The sequence below is a fragment of the Virgibacillus proomii genome (assembly GCF_900162615.1).
Classification (GTDB): Bacteria; Bacillota; Bacilli; order Bacillales; family Amphibacillaceae; genus Virgibacillus; species Virgibacillus proomii.
In genome coordinates, this window is sequence record NZ_FUFN01000010.1 from 389,924 (window position 1) to 407,129 (window position 17,206).

The window sequence follows — 17,206 nt, forward strand, 5'->3', positions numbered from 1 at the left end:
TCTAAAGGAAGACCGACTAAAAGTGGGCTTGCCGTCAGGTGTTGGCATGCCCCCTTGTTTTAGTGGCATGTTCTTTATCAGTATGTAAGAAGTCTATTTCTCTATTTCTATTATCTGGATAAGATAGTGAGAGGAGTAGCTCCTAAACCTTAAATGAAGCTTCACTGTATCTTTTTAAAGATCTCCAGTTTGTTCGTTGCTAAATGAGTGCTTGGGCTTTTGTTCCGCAGTAAGATGCCGTAAAGACTAGTTCCAAAACGTTTGCTATCTAAAGAACGCTTAACAGCTGATTGGTTCAAGGGCCCTTAGGTCATACCCTCATGGTACTAACATTCTGAGGAAAGAAGTTTTATTTTTACACTATAGGAAAGTATATAACTTTAGGCTTTATCGTATAAGAAAACGGTAGTTTTCGCTATAAAGACTTGAGACAAGCCAAGTTTTTCTAAAAAAACATACTTGAAGTTAGAACGTTTAATGATTTTTCTAAATAATTTTTATCTGTTTTACTAAAATCGTTTTAAAATTACCATATGGGGGTATAGTATAAAGGCGAGAAGTAATTCAGTAAGGAAGAAAATAGGAGGGTATGATATGAAGCATGAAGAACATGGCAATCATCATCAACATCATGAGCATAGCGATCATAATCACAACCATGAAGAGCATAAGCACTATGATCATCGACATTCCGGACATTCACATGGCCATCATGGAGGGCATGATCATGGAGATATGGTAAATGATTTTAAAAAACGATTTTTTATATCTTTAATTATTACGGTTCTAATCCTTGCTTTATCCCCAATGATTCAAGGCTTTCTTGGAGTTGAATGGAGATTTCCTTACGACCAATATATTCTCTTTGCCTTATCTACGTTTATATTTTTCTATGGTGGTTGGCCATTTCTGACGGGAGCAATTAGTGAATTAAAAGAGCGAAACCCTGGAATGATGACGTTAATTGGCTTAGCAATTTTAGTTGCTTACAGTTACAGTTCTCTTACTGTATTTGGCTGGGAAGGGAAAGACTTCTTCTGGGAGCTAGCAACGCTAATTGATATTATGCTGCTTGGGCATTGGGTGGAAATGCGTTCCGTAATGGGCGCTTCAAATGCATTAGAACAGCTTGTTAAATTAATGCCAAATGAAGCGCATAAATTAGATGAAAATGGAAATATACACGATGTTCCTTTATCTGAATTAAAGAGTCGGGATCGAGTATTAGTAAAACCTGGAGAAAAAATACCAGTTGACGGTTCGATTATTGATGGTAAATCTGCAGTAGACGAATCGTTACTTACTGGTGAATCTGTCCCGATCGAAAAAGCTGAAGATGATTCTGTAATTGGTGGTTCCGTTAATAAAGAAGGTTCCCTTACGATACAAGTAGAAAAAACAGGAGAGGAATCATTTCTATCTCAAGTGATAACGATGGTAAAAGAAGCCCAGGAATCACGATCGAAAACACAAGATTTAACAAATAGGGCAGCAAAATGGTTATTCTATATTGCTTTACTTTCCGGTTTTGTTACATTAGTCATTTGGTTATCACTTGGAGAACCTTTTGATGTTGCTATGGAACGAATGGTTACGGTCATGGTTATTGCATGTCCACATGCGTTAGGGTTAGCAGCACCACTAGTTATAGCGGTTTCTACATCTATTTCCGCTAAAAAAGGTTTATTAATCCGAAATCGCGCTAACTTTGAAAGTGCAAGGAATTTAAATGCGGTAGTATTTGATAAAACAGGAACGCTGACGAAAGGTGAATTTGGCGTAACTGATATTATTCCAATGAACGAGAAGAGTGAAGAAGAAGTACTTTCGTATGCAGCAAGCATTGAACAAAATTCGGAGCATCCAATAGCCACTGGAATCGTTCAACGTGCAAAGGATAGAGAAGTAACCATCCATAAGGTTACAGATTTTCAGTCTATTACAGGAAAAGGCATTCAAGGAAAAGCGGATGGAAAAGTGGTAAATGTCGTTAGTCCCAAGTATGTAAATGATCAGCAGTTAGACTATGATCAACAACTGTTTAGTGAGATGTCGGAACAGGGGAAGACAGTTGTGTTTGTACTTGTTGATGAAGAGCTGATCGGGATGATTGCTTTAGCGGACATGGTTCGAGATACAGCAAAAGAAGCTATTGTAGCACTGAAAGAGCAAGATATTCACCCGATTATGCTTACTGGAGATAATCGCAAAGTAGCGAATTGGGTTGCAAAACAACTTGGCATTGATGAAGTATATGCAGAAGTTTTACCAGATGATAAAGCAAATCAAGTAAAAGAGATTAAAGAAAAAGGTTGGAAAGTAGCGATGACTGGAGATGGTGTTAATGACGCACCAGCACTTGCCACGGCAGATTTAGGAATTGCCATTGGTGCAGGGACAGACGTAGCTATGGAAACAGCTGATGTCGTACTCGTGAAAAGCAACCCTAAAGATGTTGTAGCACTAATGGAGCTATCAAGAAAGACTTATCGCAAAATGGTTCAAAACCTTTGGTGGGCAGCAGGATACAATATATTCGCAATTCCACTTGCTGCTGGCGTATTAGCACCAATTGGGATTGTACTCAGTCCAGCAGTAGGTGCTATTTTGATGAGTTTAAGTACAGTAATTGTCGCAATTAATGCGAAGTTGCTGAAAGCTTAGTTTGCTCTTAACAAATAGAGATTGGTAATAACCGAATTTTTTCTAGTATAGAAAAACCGTACTGTTAACATGGATTGATCGACGTGTAGAACAGTATGGTTTTTACTTATGGAAATGAAATCCGTTTTACATGGCGGATCTTTTTTGCAGGTAGCTTCGGCATTCCGTCTAGCTTTAGCGCTCATCAACTAGCAAATTTCTCTTCTTCTAACGATAAGTCAACGCCGGCTTTTTTTTCCGAAAATCAAAAGAGCGGGGATATATTTTGTAGGAGGGCTCATATTATTGGGTATAGATGAGAAATATAACAATAAAATTACTTCACATTTTAACATGTTGTGAAATGAAAAAAGACCTGTTGAAGTAACATGGAAAACATGCTATGCTATACAGGCTTAACCGTCTTTATCTTTAATTTGTATTTATAAATATCCTACTTTATTATAACAAACTTTATAAGTGAAGTCAATGAAAAGCCTAATAAAATGAAATGGGGTTGATGAAATGAGTCAAGAACAGAAAGATTTTCAATCCGAACAGCGGCGAGTTAATGATGTCTTATCACAAATCCAACAAAAAGAAGCAAAACTTGCAGCAAAAGCAATAAATTTAAAAGACAGCGTAATTCATTTACGAAAAACGTTTTGGGACGATGTGACAGTAAACTTAGATGAGCCAGATGATGTTATTGAAACAGAAGCAAGTATTAAACAACAAGCGGAGCTGCTAGCGCAAAAAGAAACGATCCATGGCGGTTTAAGCCGAGAGTTAAAAACGTTAAAAAAGCTAGAGGATAGTCCCTATTTTGGTCGGGTTGATTTCAAAGAAGATAATCAAGGGGAAATTGACAAGCTATATATAGGAGTTGCTTCATTAAAAGATGCAAATGAAGAAAATTTCCTCATTTATGATTGGCGAGCCTCGATATCCAGCCTTTATTATGATTATGGATTAGGTCAAGCCAGCTATCAAACTCCAGAAGGAAAAATCACGGGTGAGATTTCCTTGAAGCGGCAATTTATTATTCGTCATGGTGAAATTAAAGCGATGTTTGATACAGGCTTAACGATAGGTGATCAATTATTGCAAGAGGCTTTAGGGACAAATGCGAGCACAAAAATGAAAAGTATCGTAGCGACTATTCAAAAGGAGCAAAATAAAATAATTCGTAATGAAAAGAGTAAGTTGTTACTAGTGCAAGGTGCAGCTGGCAGTGGAAAAACATCTGCGGCATTGCAACGAATCGCTTATCTGATGTATCGTTATCGAAAAATGCTCAAGCCGGAAAATGTGATGTTATTTTCCCCTAATCCTTTATTTACCAGCTATATTAATAATGTTTTACCAGATCTTGGTGAAGAAAATGTAAAACAGACTACTTTTTTAGATTTTTTACAAGATAAAGTAGGAGTTGGCTTTTCTATTGAATCGCCGTTTTCGCAAATGGAATATTTGTTGACAAACAAAACATCTGCCGATTATCAAATTCGTTTAAGCAGTATCGAATATAAATCATCACTTATGTTTAAACAGCTTATCGATCATTATCTAGATTCTTTATATACATCGGGAATTCAGTTTAAAAATATTGCATTTCGTAAGCAAGTAGTGATCACTAAAGAAGCAATCGCGGAATACTTCTATTCATTGGAGAAACATATCTCGCTTGCTAATCGTATGGAGTTAGTAGCGAAATGGTTGATCAAAGAACTGAAGCAAATTCAGGATGGAGAAATTCATAAAGACTGGGTAAGGGAAAAAATTGAATTACTGAATAAAGAGGCATATGTAAAGGCGTTTTATCAATCTCAAAAACAAGGTGTAGATGAAGAGTTTATTCTACGTAAGGCAGTAGTAGCTAAAATGGTTGCAAACTTAACGGATCGTATTAAACAATATGCATTTGTAAATGTACGAAAGACGTATCAGCGACTATTTACAAATTGGCAGCAGAAAGATATACCTATGCCGAATGGTTGGAAGCAAATTGCTGAAGAAACATGGACTGATTTACAGTCTAATTATTTACGTTGGGAAGATGCAGCACCATACGCTTACTTTAAAGGTAAGTTACTAGGTGATAAAGTGGATCGCTCTGTACGTTATCTTGTTGTAGACGAAGCACAGGATTTTTCCGCTTTTCAGTTTGACTATATAAAGCACTTATTTCCGTATACCAGGATGACTTTATTAGGGGATAGTAATCAAGCTATTTATGTTCATATGTCTAAGGGGAATCCGTTGTTGTCAGAAAATGAACAGGATGTGGAACGAATTGTTTTAACAAAAAGTTATCGCCCTACAAAGCAAATTGTCGAGTTTACCATGCATTTTGCTCCCTATACGGAAGCTATAGAACCATTTGAGCGTAATGGTAATAAGCCTGTACTGATGCAGGTAGAGGATGAAAATGATATAACGGATGTCCTTATCAAAAGTGTACGAGAGCTGTTTGCAGAAGGGTATGAGACAATAGCCATCATAACAAAAACGCTTAAGGAAAGTGAAACATTCTATCAACGATTAAAAGACCACATCACAATTAGTCAAATCAATGAAGAAACGTACACGTTCATGAAAGGACTATTAATTATACCCGTATATTTAGCAAAAGGGATTGAATTTGATGCTGTGTTGATTCCGGATGCTTCAGCTGAGCATTATCCAAAAGAAGATCAGACTTTATTTTATACAGCCTGTACGCGGGCCATGCATGAACTTCGTCTAATTACTTCCGGTCAAACGAATGAGCTTATCAAACAAGCTCCGAAAGCAACCTATAATTCCATAAAAGTATAGTTATAATATAAAGAAATAAGCGACTTTAAAAAAGAGTCGCTTGTTTTTTATGTGATTGTTATTTTTAGGAAAGGGTATATGGAACTTGCTATGGTTGACTACTGCTATCGTGGATTATTTTTGAAAGCTGCTAATTTATGTATCTTAAACATATTATACTTTTTGTATAGTAGATTCATTTTCCTGTAAAGAGCAGTATCCTAGCAGAGTGATAGATAGCAATCGTTTTACAAATTGCCTTTCCTCCAACGGTTAAAGCGGCAATAATGCTTGTCAGAATAATGGATATAAAAATGAAATAAAAGGAACCCTCAGCAGTTTGGCTAATTGGAAAACAACAGCAGTTGAGCTGCACCACTGACGATCCAGCAATATCACTAATGATATCGTTAAATAAACTGGAAAATATCGGAGCCGTTTTAGCGACAGGCTGCTTCTTTTGCTCCCTTTATTTTTTTGCTGCTATTGCATGAAATGCTGCAAGACCAATTGTATCACCTATAATACCAATCATTATAAAGACGAAGACGATAAACAGACTAAGCAATAAACCTGTTCCTTCTTGAAATAACGTCGAAACGAATGAAAATAAAAACACCATTCCAAAGGTTAGTAAACTTATTTTACTATTCCACTCTAAAGATTGACGCATCCGTCTAATCAATTGGATAAACTCCTTTGTTATATTTAGATCGTTTAAAGCGTGTTTAATAACTCATATTGATAAAGGGTGACTCTTCCGGCTACCACCCCGGAAGAGTCTTTGAATTACCCGAACTACTAATTTATCCGTCGATTGCTTGAAGTTCTATGTTGCAAAAAAGTCTAATAGGAGAAATCATCTTCTACATTTTAATTACTCCACTTTTATTTAATGATATAACTTTCTTGAAGATGTTATGGTTGAGCTTTTATTCCTGAATTATTTAACCGAATCTATATTAATTAACTTAGGTGAATTATTTTGCCTTAATGAAAAAATACACTATTTTATAAAAAAAATCAAGTGGCTTTTATAATATTTTTGAGAAAAGAGCCCGTTCATTCCATTTATCACAGAGGATATTCATGTAAAGCTTACCGGTAACAGTGTTCATTTAGCTGATTTTCCTAACTATAATGAAGCGGGTATAGATGATCAGCTTGAGCAAGAAATGGAAAGGGTTCTTCAAGTTGTAGAACTTGCAAGGCATGCCCGCAATCTATCCAAAATCAAGACGAAACAGCCTTTAGCTTCACTGACTGTCATAGGAGATAAAGAGGCTGTGCAGTTTTCAAGAAAATATGAATGGATTATAAAAGATGAAATAAACGTTAAGCATGTGTATCTAGGAAGCGATCTTGAAGATCAAGTTCACTATGAAGTCAAATTGAACTTTTCTACAGCCGGGCCAAAATTAGGAAAACGGACAGGACTTGTGCAAAAACAGCTGCAACAGTTATCTGATGAATCTATAGTTGAAATGGTAAAAGGAGACTGTAAACTAACTTTACCTTCAGGAGAATCTCTGCTGCTTGATGAAGAAGATCTCATCGTGAAACAGGTTACGAAAGCAGGAGTAGAAATGGCTGCCAACCAATCTTATACGGCGCTCTTAGATATGGTCATAACGAAAGAGCTAGAGCAAGAAGGGCTAGCTCGCGAACTCATACGCGCTGTGCAGCTTTACCGAAAAGAGTTACATTTACCAGTTGATAAACGTGTATGTATTACTTTTGATGTAAGTGATCCCATAAAGGATGTCATTAAGCAATTTCAAGATTTACTAACAACTAATTTATTAATAAGTGATCTAAAATTTGGTGAAACAGCCGTAATGAAGACGGTTGAAATCGATGGGGAAAGTATACGTTTAGGGATCGATTAATTGAAAAAGGGGTTGTCTAAAAAGTTCGTTTTTGACTAATTAGCACCAAATTAAATAAACCCCCAAGAATGCTGATTTAACAACATTCTTGGGGTTAGTTTTTTTACTTTACGAGCTGAATTACCTCTTTTCAGACAGCTCTTTTTTACAAACTTTAATGAATGACACAATGGAATGATCGTTCAATATGTGCATAATTTCTCCTAACTATAATAAGTTTGACAGCTGGGTTTTTAATCAATTAATTTAGTGTAAGCACCGTGTCGAACTGGACCTACATATTTATTCAGCTTCCATCCATGTTTAATGGCTGCAGTTACAAACTCTTTGGCGGCAATAACGGATTCTTTTACAGAGTTTCCCAATGCGAGATTAGCCGTAATTGCTGCAGCAAATGTACAACCGGCACCGTGATTATAGGTTGTCTGGATTTTTTCCTTTTTTAATAGGATAAATTCTTGTCCATCATAAAAAAGATCAACAGCTTTTTCATGGTCAAAAGCAGTTCCACCTTTGATAACAACATTTTTTGCGCCTAACTCATGAATTTTTACAGCAGCTGTTTTCATTTCTTCCATCGTCTTGATCCGACCTGTTTGTGCTAATTGTCCAGCTTCGAACAGGTTTGGAGTTGTAATGATTGTATGAGGAAGCAGCAGTTCACGCATTGCATCCGTATTCTCCGGCTGCAGCACATCATCTTCACCCTTACATACCATTACCGGATCTAGTACATAATTTCTTATGTTATAATCGGAAATTTTCTTAGCTCCTAATTCAATAATATCAACAGAACCAAGCATTCCTGTCTTCATCGCATCAACACCAACAGATAGAATAGTATCTAATTGTTTTTCAACAATCGTTACATCTATAGGAGAAACACAATGCCCCCAACCATTGGGGTCCATTGTAACGATAGAGGTTAGAGCTGTCATGCCGTAAACATCGTGTTCCTGAAATGTTTTTAGATCCGCTTGAATACCAGCGCCACCACTGGAATCAGAACCTGCTAGAGTTAAGGTTTTCTTCATTGTCATAGCTATCGCTCCAAACATAATTATTGTTCATATATATTCTTTCTATATAGAATATAACAGAATTTTTCAGATTAAAAGTAATAGATACTAATTCAGAACTTCGGATTTTAAATGAAGTACGATTAAAGAACGAGCAGGATAGTATTTATAAAAGTTGAAAAGTAAGAGAGATCACTATAAAGTTTAGCCAGAACTCCCAAAAGCTGCATCAGGCACTTGAAAGTTGAGAGAGATATATCAAAAGCTACAAGAGATGCTTTGAAATGAAGCGCTACTATACTGTAAATATAAAGCAAAAACTAAAATGGAGAGGAAGCATAATTTTTTCATTATCGCCAATAATGTAATTTATAAGCTTTCCTTGAGAAAAATGGAAAAAGTAGTGTATTATTTTATATAACTCAAAAATATTGGGAAAAGTGGAGGCGGTAAAGTGAATACAAAACGCTGGTTTGCAATCATTATTGCTACAGTATTATTAGTTGTATCAATTGGATTTCAGTTTGTCAGCAGTTTTGCGACTGCTAATTTTTCAGACATGTTTACTTTAATGGATCAGAAGTATGAAGAAGAGATCATACAAGAAGGAATGGGAGATAAGATTGCTGTTCTGTATCTAGATGGAGTTATTCAAGATACAGCACCTAGTACATTAGTTAATACAACTTCTTATAATCATAAACAGTTTCTGGAAATGCTTAATGAAGCTGGGGAGGATGAGTCAGTTGACGGTATTATTCTTAGAATCAATACACCCGGCGGTGGAGTGGTAGAAAGTGACGAAATTCATGACAAAATAGAAGAAATCCAGAAAGAGAAAGAAAAACCAATTTATGTTTCTATGGGAAATACTGCTGCTTCAGGGGGATATTACATATCTGCGCCAGCTGATAAAGTAATAGCTCATCCAGCAACGTTAACCGGGTCTATTGGTGTTATTATGGAAGGATATGACCTTTCTGAATTAACCGATAAATGGGGTATTGATTTCAATACGATAAAAAGTGGTAAACATAAAGATATTATGTCATTTTCACGAAAGATGACCAATGAAGAAAGAGAAATCTTACAAACAATGGTCAATGATATGTACAATGATTTTGTGAAGGTTATCGTTGATGGAAGGGGAATGTCAGAATCCAAGGTTAAAGAGTTGGGAGATGGCCGTGTTTATACTGGTAGCCAGGCAAAGAAAAATGGATTAGTCGATGAGCTGGGTTCATTAGATGATACGATTGCGTATATGACGAAAGATTATCAGCTTGATGATGTTCAAGTAGTTAAATATAATGAACCAATGGGCTTTAGAGAGTATTTAGGCATATCTTTAGGTTCGTTATTTACAAAAGAAAAAGAACTTTTTAACGTCATGGATGTAATTAGGGAGTCTAACGCTCCTCGTGCCATGTACCTATATTCCAATTAAGGGGGGATAAAATGAGTGAGCTTACTGCTGAAAATGCAATGATGGAAATAACCAGTGACACATATAGATATGCTGGGTTTTGGATGCGATTTTGGGCATATATTATGGATTTAATTGTTGTTGCAAGTATTAACGGTATTCTTTTAACCCCATTTAAATTCATTAATGATGGAGAAGTTATTGAAATGGGATTTTGGACGTTAACAGGCATTATTGCGTCCATTATGTTCTATTTATATTTCCTGCTTATGACGAAAAAGTTCGGTCAAACATTAGGGAAAATGATTATGGGAATTAAAGTTATTCGAGAAGATGGAGAAAAGTTAACATGGAATGATTTATTATTTAGAGAGGTAATAGGTAGATTTATTCATCGTGTATTTTCCTTTTTAGCTGTTCTTTATATCGTTGTTGCTTTTACGAAAGAGAAACAGGGAATACACGATATGATTGGTAATACAAGAGTAGTTTTTGTTGATTAAGCTAATAATAAGCACATAAACAGTACCGGTGTGTATCACTTTTCTGTTTATGTGCTTTTTAAAAATAAAGATGAAACTTGATTTATGAGGGTCTTCCCTTCATTTCCTACTGATAGTTATAGAACAAAGGCTAAAATCTGGGCGTCCTTGAAAAAAAGCATGCGATATCGCTGCCGTAGCTATCCTTGTCCATGAAAACCGCGTTGTATCGCTATCGTAGCAAACTCTGTCCTTTAGACGCGAACGAAGCGGACATATATCTGTTATCTCCCACTAAGACTTCATCATATACTCTATAAGTGGAAGATTTATGACATCTTAGATGCGTGATACTATTTTAGCATGGAGTTACGAAACTTGAGTAAATGTTAATTTCTAACAGGTTACGCGCACAATGGTTGATTTCCCTTCAAGTTTTCCAACATGAAGAATAAGATTTTCGTTTAGAAGTTAGTTTAACGATTTTACTTTTTAATTGAGCCAAAGCTAGATAGTCAACCTATCTTCAGAACTTGGATACAATCCAAGTTTCTTTAGTAATGCTTGTTCTACTTTTTTGAAACGCTGTAATTGACAATGGATAAACTTATGAAATAGGTGTATTGTTACCTGTTATTTCCATGTAAGTTACTACAATGTAGTTATGTTACTTTAGGGAAATTCTCAATTTCATGAGTAATTTATCAATAGTGGGGAATGTAATATTATAAATAGACAAATTTTTGTTTGAGGTTTGTCATACTTTTGTCATGGTAATTCGTCCTTTTCTATTAGAAAATAGTTTATACTAATTATTACGTGAGTTGATCACTAAATATTAACTTTTCCTTAATATAAATTAGGCTGAAGGAAATAAATTGATGAATGTTTGAATGATCACTTTTGAACAAGAGGCGAATGCCGATAAATAGGAGGGATTGCCGGTTATGATGGATTTAGATCCAGTTTTAATGAGTCGTTTATTAACGACAATTACTTTAGTATTTCATATTATTTTTGCAACTTTAGGTGTCGGGGTCCCATTGATGATTTCCATTGCTGAGTTTATTGGGATTAAGAAAAAAGATCCACATTATATCATGTTAGCCAGGCGATGGGCCCGAGGATTTATTATTCCTGTGGCAATTGGAGTAGTAACAGGAACAGCTATCGGTTTACAACTATCCTTGTTATGGCCGGAATTTATGCAATTAGGTGGAAATGTAATTAGCTTGCCGCTATTTATGGAAGTATTTGCTTTCTTTTTTGAAGCAATATTTTTAGGGATCTATATGTATACATGGGATCGATTTAAAAATCAAATGACACATTGGTGGCTCTCATTACCGATTGTAATTGGCGGTGGACTTTCTGCGTTCTTTATCACAACTGTAAATGCTTTTATGAACACACCAGAAGGTTTTAAAATTGGCAAAAATGGCTTTGCAGCGATTAATCCATTGGAAACGATGTTTAACCCGGCAACACCAACAAAAGTTTTTCATGTATTGACGTCTGCATATTTAACGGTGGCTGCCATTTTAGCTGCATTTGCTGCATTTGGTTTGCTAAGAAAGAAAACAAGAGAATATCATAAAAAAGCATTAAAGCTAACAGTCACCTTAACATTCATATTTGCGATTTTTACAGCAATAGCAGGAGACGTTTCTGCCAAATTCCTAGCCGAATACCAACCAGAAAAACTGGCAGCTGCGGAGTGGCATTTTGAAACAGAGAAAAACGCGGATTTAATTCTCTTTGGTTGGTTAAATGAAGATAATGAGCCAACGGGAGTAATACGTTTTCCAAGTTTACTTAGCTTTTTAGCATTTAGTGACTTTGATGCTGAAGTAATTGGACTAGAAGAATTTCCAGAAGAGGAACGACCTCCATTATGGATTCACTATATGTTTGACTTAATGGTAATTATTGGCTTCTTCTTGCTTGGCGTTTCATTTCTTTACCTTATCCTTTCAAAGTTAAAACGATGGAATGAAAATAATAAATTCATGCTGTGGTTGCTTATTTTAAGTGGACCTCTAGCAATGCTAGCAATTGAATTTGGTTGGATTTATGCAGAAGAAGGAAGGCAGCCATGGATATTGCGAGGATATATGACAGTTGAAGAAGCAGCAACGACGTCACCGTATGTAGGGTGGATGTTTATCCTATTTTTATTACTTTATATAACACTTGGTGTAATCGGAGTAGTCGTGCTTCGTAAGCTATTTAAAAATAATCCGGTAGAAGATGAACTGGAAAAGAAATACCCGTCCATAGAAAAGGGTGATAATCAATGAGTTATGAAATAATTGGGATTACGGTATTATGGCTCTTTTTATATGGTTATTTGATTGTTGCTTCTGTCGACTTTGGAGCTGGTTTTTATGCATATTATGCGAAAGTAACAAAAAAAGATCATATTATTAACCAATTAATTTCCAGATATTTGTCTCCAGTATGGGAAGTAACTAATGTGTTCTTCGTGTTCTTTTTCGTCGGTATCGTTGGCTTCTTCCCTGACTCTGCCTACTATTATGGTACTGCACTGTTAGTGCCCGGAAGTATAGCTATTATTTTACTGGCAATTCGTGGGTCATTTTATGCATTTGAAAATTATGGATCGAAGAAAAGTAATGTTTATATGTTTTTATACGGTGCTACCGGATTATTAATTCCAGCCTCCTTGTCAATAGCACTGACGCTGTCAGAGGGGGGATTTATTAAAGAAGAAAGTGGAACGGTCTCCTTAGATTACTTTGCATTATTTGCCAGTCCGTATTCTTGGAGTGTCGTATTTCTTGCGATCGTATCTGTATTGTTTATCAGTGCAACCTTTTTAACCTTCTATGCAGCAAGGGCCAATGACGTTAAAGCATTAAAGCTTGTAAGAAAATATGCATTATTTTGGGGTACACCTACGATTATTGCTGCATTGACGACGTTTATTGCACTAGGTCAGCATAATCAACGCCATTATCAAAATATGTTTGATTATTGGTGGATGTTTGGCTTATCAGTAGGATTTTTTATGATTGCCATGTGGTTAATTTATCAAGGAAGGCGATATGGCTTAGCGTTTATTAGTGTGATGCTGCAATTTTTCTTTGCTTTCTTTGGCTATGGTGTAAGTCATCTTCCATATATTTTAGATCCGTATATAACGGTATATGAAAATGCAACTCATGAATCAACAGGAATTGCACTAATCATCGTTTTTATTGCAGGTCTATTCCTATTAATCCCTTCATTAATTTTACTACTGCGTCTGTTCTTGTTTGACGCAGACTATGTAAAAGGGAAAAAATAAGCAATTGGTGTATCTTAAAAGGAACAAGAATACTAAGTCAGTTACCTCGGTCTTAAGCCTTAAGATTGGGAGATATGCTCTTTAGAAAGGGCGAAGAAGGCCCCATCTTTAAACAAGGAGCGTCTACATGCATAATATGAAATTTTATCTCAAAGCAAATAAAATAAGTATGGTATATCTGTTTGTGCTTTCTCTCTTAATGGGTGTCGCCATTGTAGTACAAGCTTACTTACTTGTTTCCATTATTGATGGCGTCTTTTTAAAGGGACAAACATTTCAGGAAATCCTCCCATTATTGGGAGGATTATTCTTCATTCTATTAGTAAGGAGTTTTATTCCTTACTTTAGTGGGAAAATTGGAATTCAACTAGGTTCTAATGCTAAACAGCAATTTCGTCAAAAGCTAATCGCACACTTTGTAAAGAATCCGGTTTCAGCATCTTTAAAGGGACAATCTGGACAAAAGGTTAGTGTGTTGATGGATGCTATTGATGAAGTAGATAGCTATTTTAGCAGTTATATTCCACAAGTTATTCGTTCAGCGATTATTCCTCTCATTATCATTATATTTGTGTTTATCGAACATGTTAATTCCGGATTAATCATGCTAGTAACTTCACCATTTATTCCGATATTTATGGTAATTATCGGTATGCAGACAAAAAAGAAGTCTGAAGAGCAAATGGAAGAATTGGCTGCTTTTTCAGGTCGCTTTCTCGATACATTACAAGGGCTCGTCACGTTGAAATTATTCGCAAAAGCGAAGCAGCAAAAGCATACAATTCAAACGAGTAGCTTACGTTTTCGCGATGCAACCATGGAAATCTTAAAAGTAGCATTTATGTCGTCATTTATGCTGGAGCTTATTTCCATGCTGGCGATCGGGTTAGTTGCTTTGGAGGTAGCATTGCAATTAATTGTGTTTGATGGTATTTCATTTTTCAAAGCTTTTTTTGTTCTTGTTCTGGCACCAGAGTACTTTACATCACTGCGTGAACTGGGAACAGCGTTTCATAACGGAAAAAGCAGTATGGGAGCTGCCCAAAAGGTAGAAGAAGAGCTGGAAAAGGATAAGGAAGCAAACCGTGTATGGGGAACGCGTCCACTTGCTAAAACATCAATACCTGTACAGATTGAACTACAAGGTGTAGGGTTTCAATACGGTGAAGATCAGTTTTCCTTACAACCAATTCATACATCATTCTTGCCATTAACGAAAAATGCAATTGTCGGAAAAACCGGTTCTGGAAAGTCAACGTTATTGCATTTAATTGCAGGGATTATTACACCCTCAGAGGGACAAATCCTGGTTGATGGGAAACCTTTATGGAACTATCAAGAGGAAGACTGGTTTAGGCAACTTAGCTATATTTCTCAGCATCCGTATATATTTGCTGGAAGTATTGCTGATAATATTACTATTGGTAATAAGACAGAAATATCAAGAAAAGCTATCGAGAGAGCAGCTGAACAAGCAGGAATTTTAGAAATGATTACTTCACTAGATAACGGATTTGATACGCTAGTAGGTGAAGGCGGAAGAGGACTTTCGGGTGGAGAAAAACAGCGATTGGCCTTGGCAAGAGCATTTCTAAAGAAACCGACCATTGTTTTGTTTGATGAGCCAACAGTGGGGTTGGATTTAAAAACGGAACGAGTCCTTCAATCCTCTATTCAGAAATTGGCTGAGACTGCTACGGTTATTACTGTTGCTCATCGACTACACACGATAAAAGATGCAGACCATATCCTGTTTTTGGATAATGGGCAGCTGATTGCAGAAGGAACACATGAAAAATTACTTCAAAACGTGGATGAATATCGCGAAATGGTCGAAGTGCAACGAGGAGGGAAAGGAGAATGAAGGAACTGGCATTTGTGGCAAAAATGATGATGAAGGAAAAAAAGGACCTTATTCTTTCGATTGTTTTTGGGTTTATTGCCGGAATTGCGACGGTTATGCTGTTTTCTGCTAGTGGTTATCTGATTTCGAAAGCTGCCTTTGCCCCACCTTTTTATACATTAATTATTTTAATCGCTTCGGTAAAATTGTTAAGCTTTGTACGGGCCTTTAGCCGTTATGGAGAACGATTTGTTTCGCATCGGGGGACATTTACGATGCTTAGTCAATTGCGAATGGCTTTTTATGAAAAATTGGAGCCGTTAGCGCCCGGAATATTTCAAAAGTACCGAAGCGGGGATTTACTTGCACGTATTGTTGGTGATGTCGAAAGTTTACAAAACTTCTTCTTACGAGTTGTCTATCCTCCTATTGTGCTTGGGCTTGTATTTCTTAGTACGATCTTTTTTACAACCTTTTATTCTATTCAAACCGCTATCTTGCTATTGATCGGCTTCTTACTGACTACAATAGTCATTCCTGCGCTTTTTGCAATTCGTCAGCGTAAAATTGATAGCCAAGTACGTATGAAACGGGCAAGTTTATCGACAGAGGTAACAGAGTTATTATATGGTTTTCGTGATTTGAAAATTTATCAACAGCTGCAAGAGAAGGAGAAGCGGTTGTTAGAAACCTCATATTCATACATTAAGGAACAAGAGCAAGAAGAAAGAACGACACTATTCAATCAGTCTTTAAATAACTTTGTTTCTCTCCTCGTTACTTGGGCAGTACTTGCAGTAGGTGCTTACCTCATTGGTCAAGGGAATCTGGAAGGGATTTTCTTAGCAATGCTTGTTATGATTTCACTTACGGTCTTTGAAGAAGCGCCAGCAATGGCAGTTTTCCCTATTCATTTCAATGAAAGTAAACAGTCATCCGAGAGATTATTTCAAATGGTAGAGAAAAATGACGAACCAAAAGACCTAACTAGTCCGCTTGAAATTTCTGGTGCACCGACGGTTGAGATGACAGACGTTACATTTTCCTTTTCGGATGAGCAACGTGCTGCAGTAAAGGCTGCTCATATTCATCTTCCTGCTGGCTCAAAAACAGCTATTGTCGGAGCGAGTGGTTCCGGAAAATCTACATTAATGCAGTTAATACTGAAATTAGTTACACCGAATAAAGGAAAGGTCTGTATGAACGGTAAGGATATTTCGGATATTCATCCGGAAGATATCTGGCAGATTTGCAATGTTGTACTTCAAGAAAATCATTTCTTTTATGGAACGATTCGTGACAACTTATTGTTAGCTGATGATACTGCGACGGATGATGCATTACATTCCGTTCTTGCAAAAGTTCAATTAGATCATTGCCAATTGGATGATTCGGTTTATGAAAAAGGAGAAAATTTATCTGGCGGGGAAAAACAACGGTTAGCAATAGCTAGAGCAATGCTAAAAGGTGGTAGGTTTTGGCTGCTTGACGAACCTGCTTCTTCCTTAGATGCGATTACGGAACAAGTGATTTATCGTCATTTATTTAGGCAAGCGAAAGACGATACGGTCGTCTTAATTAGTCACCGATTAGCTGGAATGGAGCAGATGGATCAAATTATTGTAATGGAAGATGGGAAAATCGTCGAAACAGGTACGTTTACTGAGTTGATGCAAAAACAAGGCTATTTCTATGAAATGAAAGAACTGGAGAGCAATTTATTATAAGCTGATAGGATAAAGTGAAACTTGGGAGTAGTAAAGGAATAGTAATAAGAGGAAGAGAGCGTAAAAAG

11 protein-coding genes are annotated in these 17,206 nt (G+C 36.4%); 9 read left to right on the plus strand and 2 right to left on the minus strand.

Going from position 1 to position 17,206, the window contains the following annotated elements; all coding sequences use genetic code 11:
• Window positions 1-594 precede the first annotated feature (594 nt).
• Both BN1066_RS09860 and helD read left to right on the plus strand, forming a co-directional pair.
• On the plus strand, window positions 595-2,664 hold the full coding sequence (locus tag BN1066_RS09860) for a heavy metal translocating P-type ATPase (protein WP_077319278.1): 2,070 nt from the start codon (window positions 595-597) through the stop codon (window positions 2,662-2,664).
• 504 nt (window positions 2,665-3,168) lie between these two features.
• Window positions 3,169-5,463, plus strand: coding sequence for an RNA polymerase recycling motor HelD (gene helD, locus BN1066_RS09865; protein ID WP_077319279.1), 2,295 nt, complete (start codon window positions 3,169-3,171; stop codon window positions 5,461-5,463).
• A gap of 448 nt (window positions 5,464-5,911) precedes the next feature.
• On the opposite strand, the gene BN1066_RS09870 is transcribed toward helD, so the two are convergent.
• Complete coding sequence (locus tag BN1066_RS09870) at window positions 5,912-6,127, minus strand: hypothetical protein (RefSeq protein ID WP_077319280.1); 216 nt, start codon at window positions 6,125-6,127, stop codon at window positions 5,912-5,914.
• A 379-nt stretch (window positions 6,128-6,506) separates the two neighbouring features.
• Here BN1066_RS09870 and BN1066_RS09875 point away from each other — a divergent pair, with 379 nt between their 5' ends.
• Entirely contained in the window at window positions 6,507-7,331 is an 825-nt protein-coding gene (locus BN1066_RS09875) for a DUF5915 domain-containing protein (protein WP_077319281.1), read from the plus strand.
• 233 nt (window positions 7,332-7,564) lie between these two features.
• On the opposite strand, the gene pdxK is transcribed toward BN1066_RS09875, so the two are convergent.
• Window positions 7,565-8,371 (minus strand): pyridoxine/pyridoxal/pyridoxamine kinase, encoded by an 807-nt coding sequence (pdxK, locus tag BN1066_RS09880; RefSeq protein ID WP_077319282.1) that lies wholly within the window; start codon window positions 8,369-8,371, stop codon window positions 7,565-7,567.
• 433 nt (window positions 8,372-8,804) lie between these two features.
• On the opposite strand from pdxK, the gene sppA reads away from it, so the two are divergent.
• From sppA to cydC, 6 genes are all read left to right on the plus strand, one after another.
• On the plus strand, window positions 8,805-9,797 hold the full coding sequence (sppA, locus tag BN1066_RS09885) for a signal peptide peptidase SppA (protein ID WP_077319283.1): 993 nt from the start codon (window positions 8,805-8,807) through the stop codon (window positions 9,795-9,797).
• 11 nt (window positions 9,798-9,808) lie between these two features.
• Window positions 9,809-10,279 carry an RDD family protein gene (locus BN1066_RS09890; protein ID WP_077319284.1) on the plus strand — a complete coding sequence of 157 codons (471 nt, stop codon included), beginning with the start codon at window positions 9,809-9,811 and terminating at the stop codon, window positions 10,277-10,279.
• Between the two features lie 926 nt (window positions 10,280-11,205).
• A complete protein-coding gene (locus BN1066_RS09895; protein ID WP_077319285.1) occupies window positions 11,206-12,558 on the plus strand; it encodes a cytochrome ubiquinol oxidase subunit I in 1,353 nt (450 codons plus the stop codon).
• The gene (locus tag BN1066_RS09900; RefSeq protein ID WP_077319286.1) at window positions 12,555-13,568 is read left to right on the plus strand and encodes a cytochrome d ubiquinol oxidase subunit II; all 1,014 of its coding nucleotides are present in this window, start codon (window positions 12,555-12,557) and stop codon (window positions 13,566-13,568) included. Before BN1066_RS09895 ends, BN1066_RS09900 begins: the two co-directional genes overlap by 4 nt.
• 127 nt (window positions 13,569-13,695) lie before the next feature.
• The gene (gene cydD / locus BN1066_RS09905; protein ID WP_077319287.1) at window positions 13,696-15,432 is read left to right on the plus strand and encodes a thiol reductant ABC exporter subunit CydD; all 1,737 of its coding nucleotides are present in this window, start codon (window positions 13,696-13,698) and stop codon (window positions 15,430-15,432) included.
• Complete coding sequence (cydC, locus tag BN1066_RS09910; protein ID WP_077319288.1) at window positions 15,429-17,138, plus strand: thiol reductant ABC exporter subunit CydC; 1,710 nt, start codon at window positions 15,429-15,431, stop codon at window positions 17,136-17,138. Before cydD ends, cydC begins: the two co-directional genes overlap by 4 nt.
• Window positions 17,139-17,206: the final 68 nt, after the last annotated feature.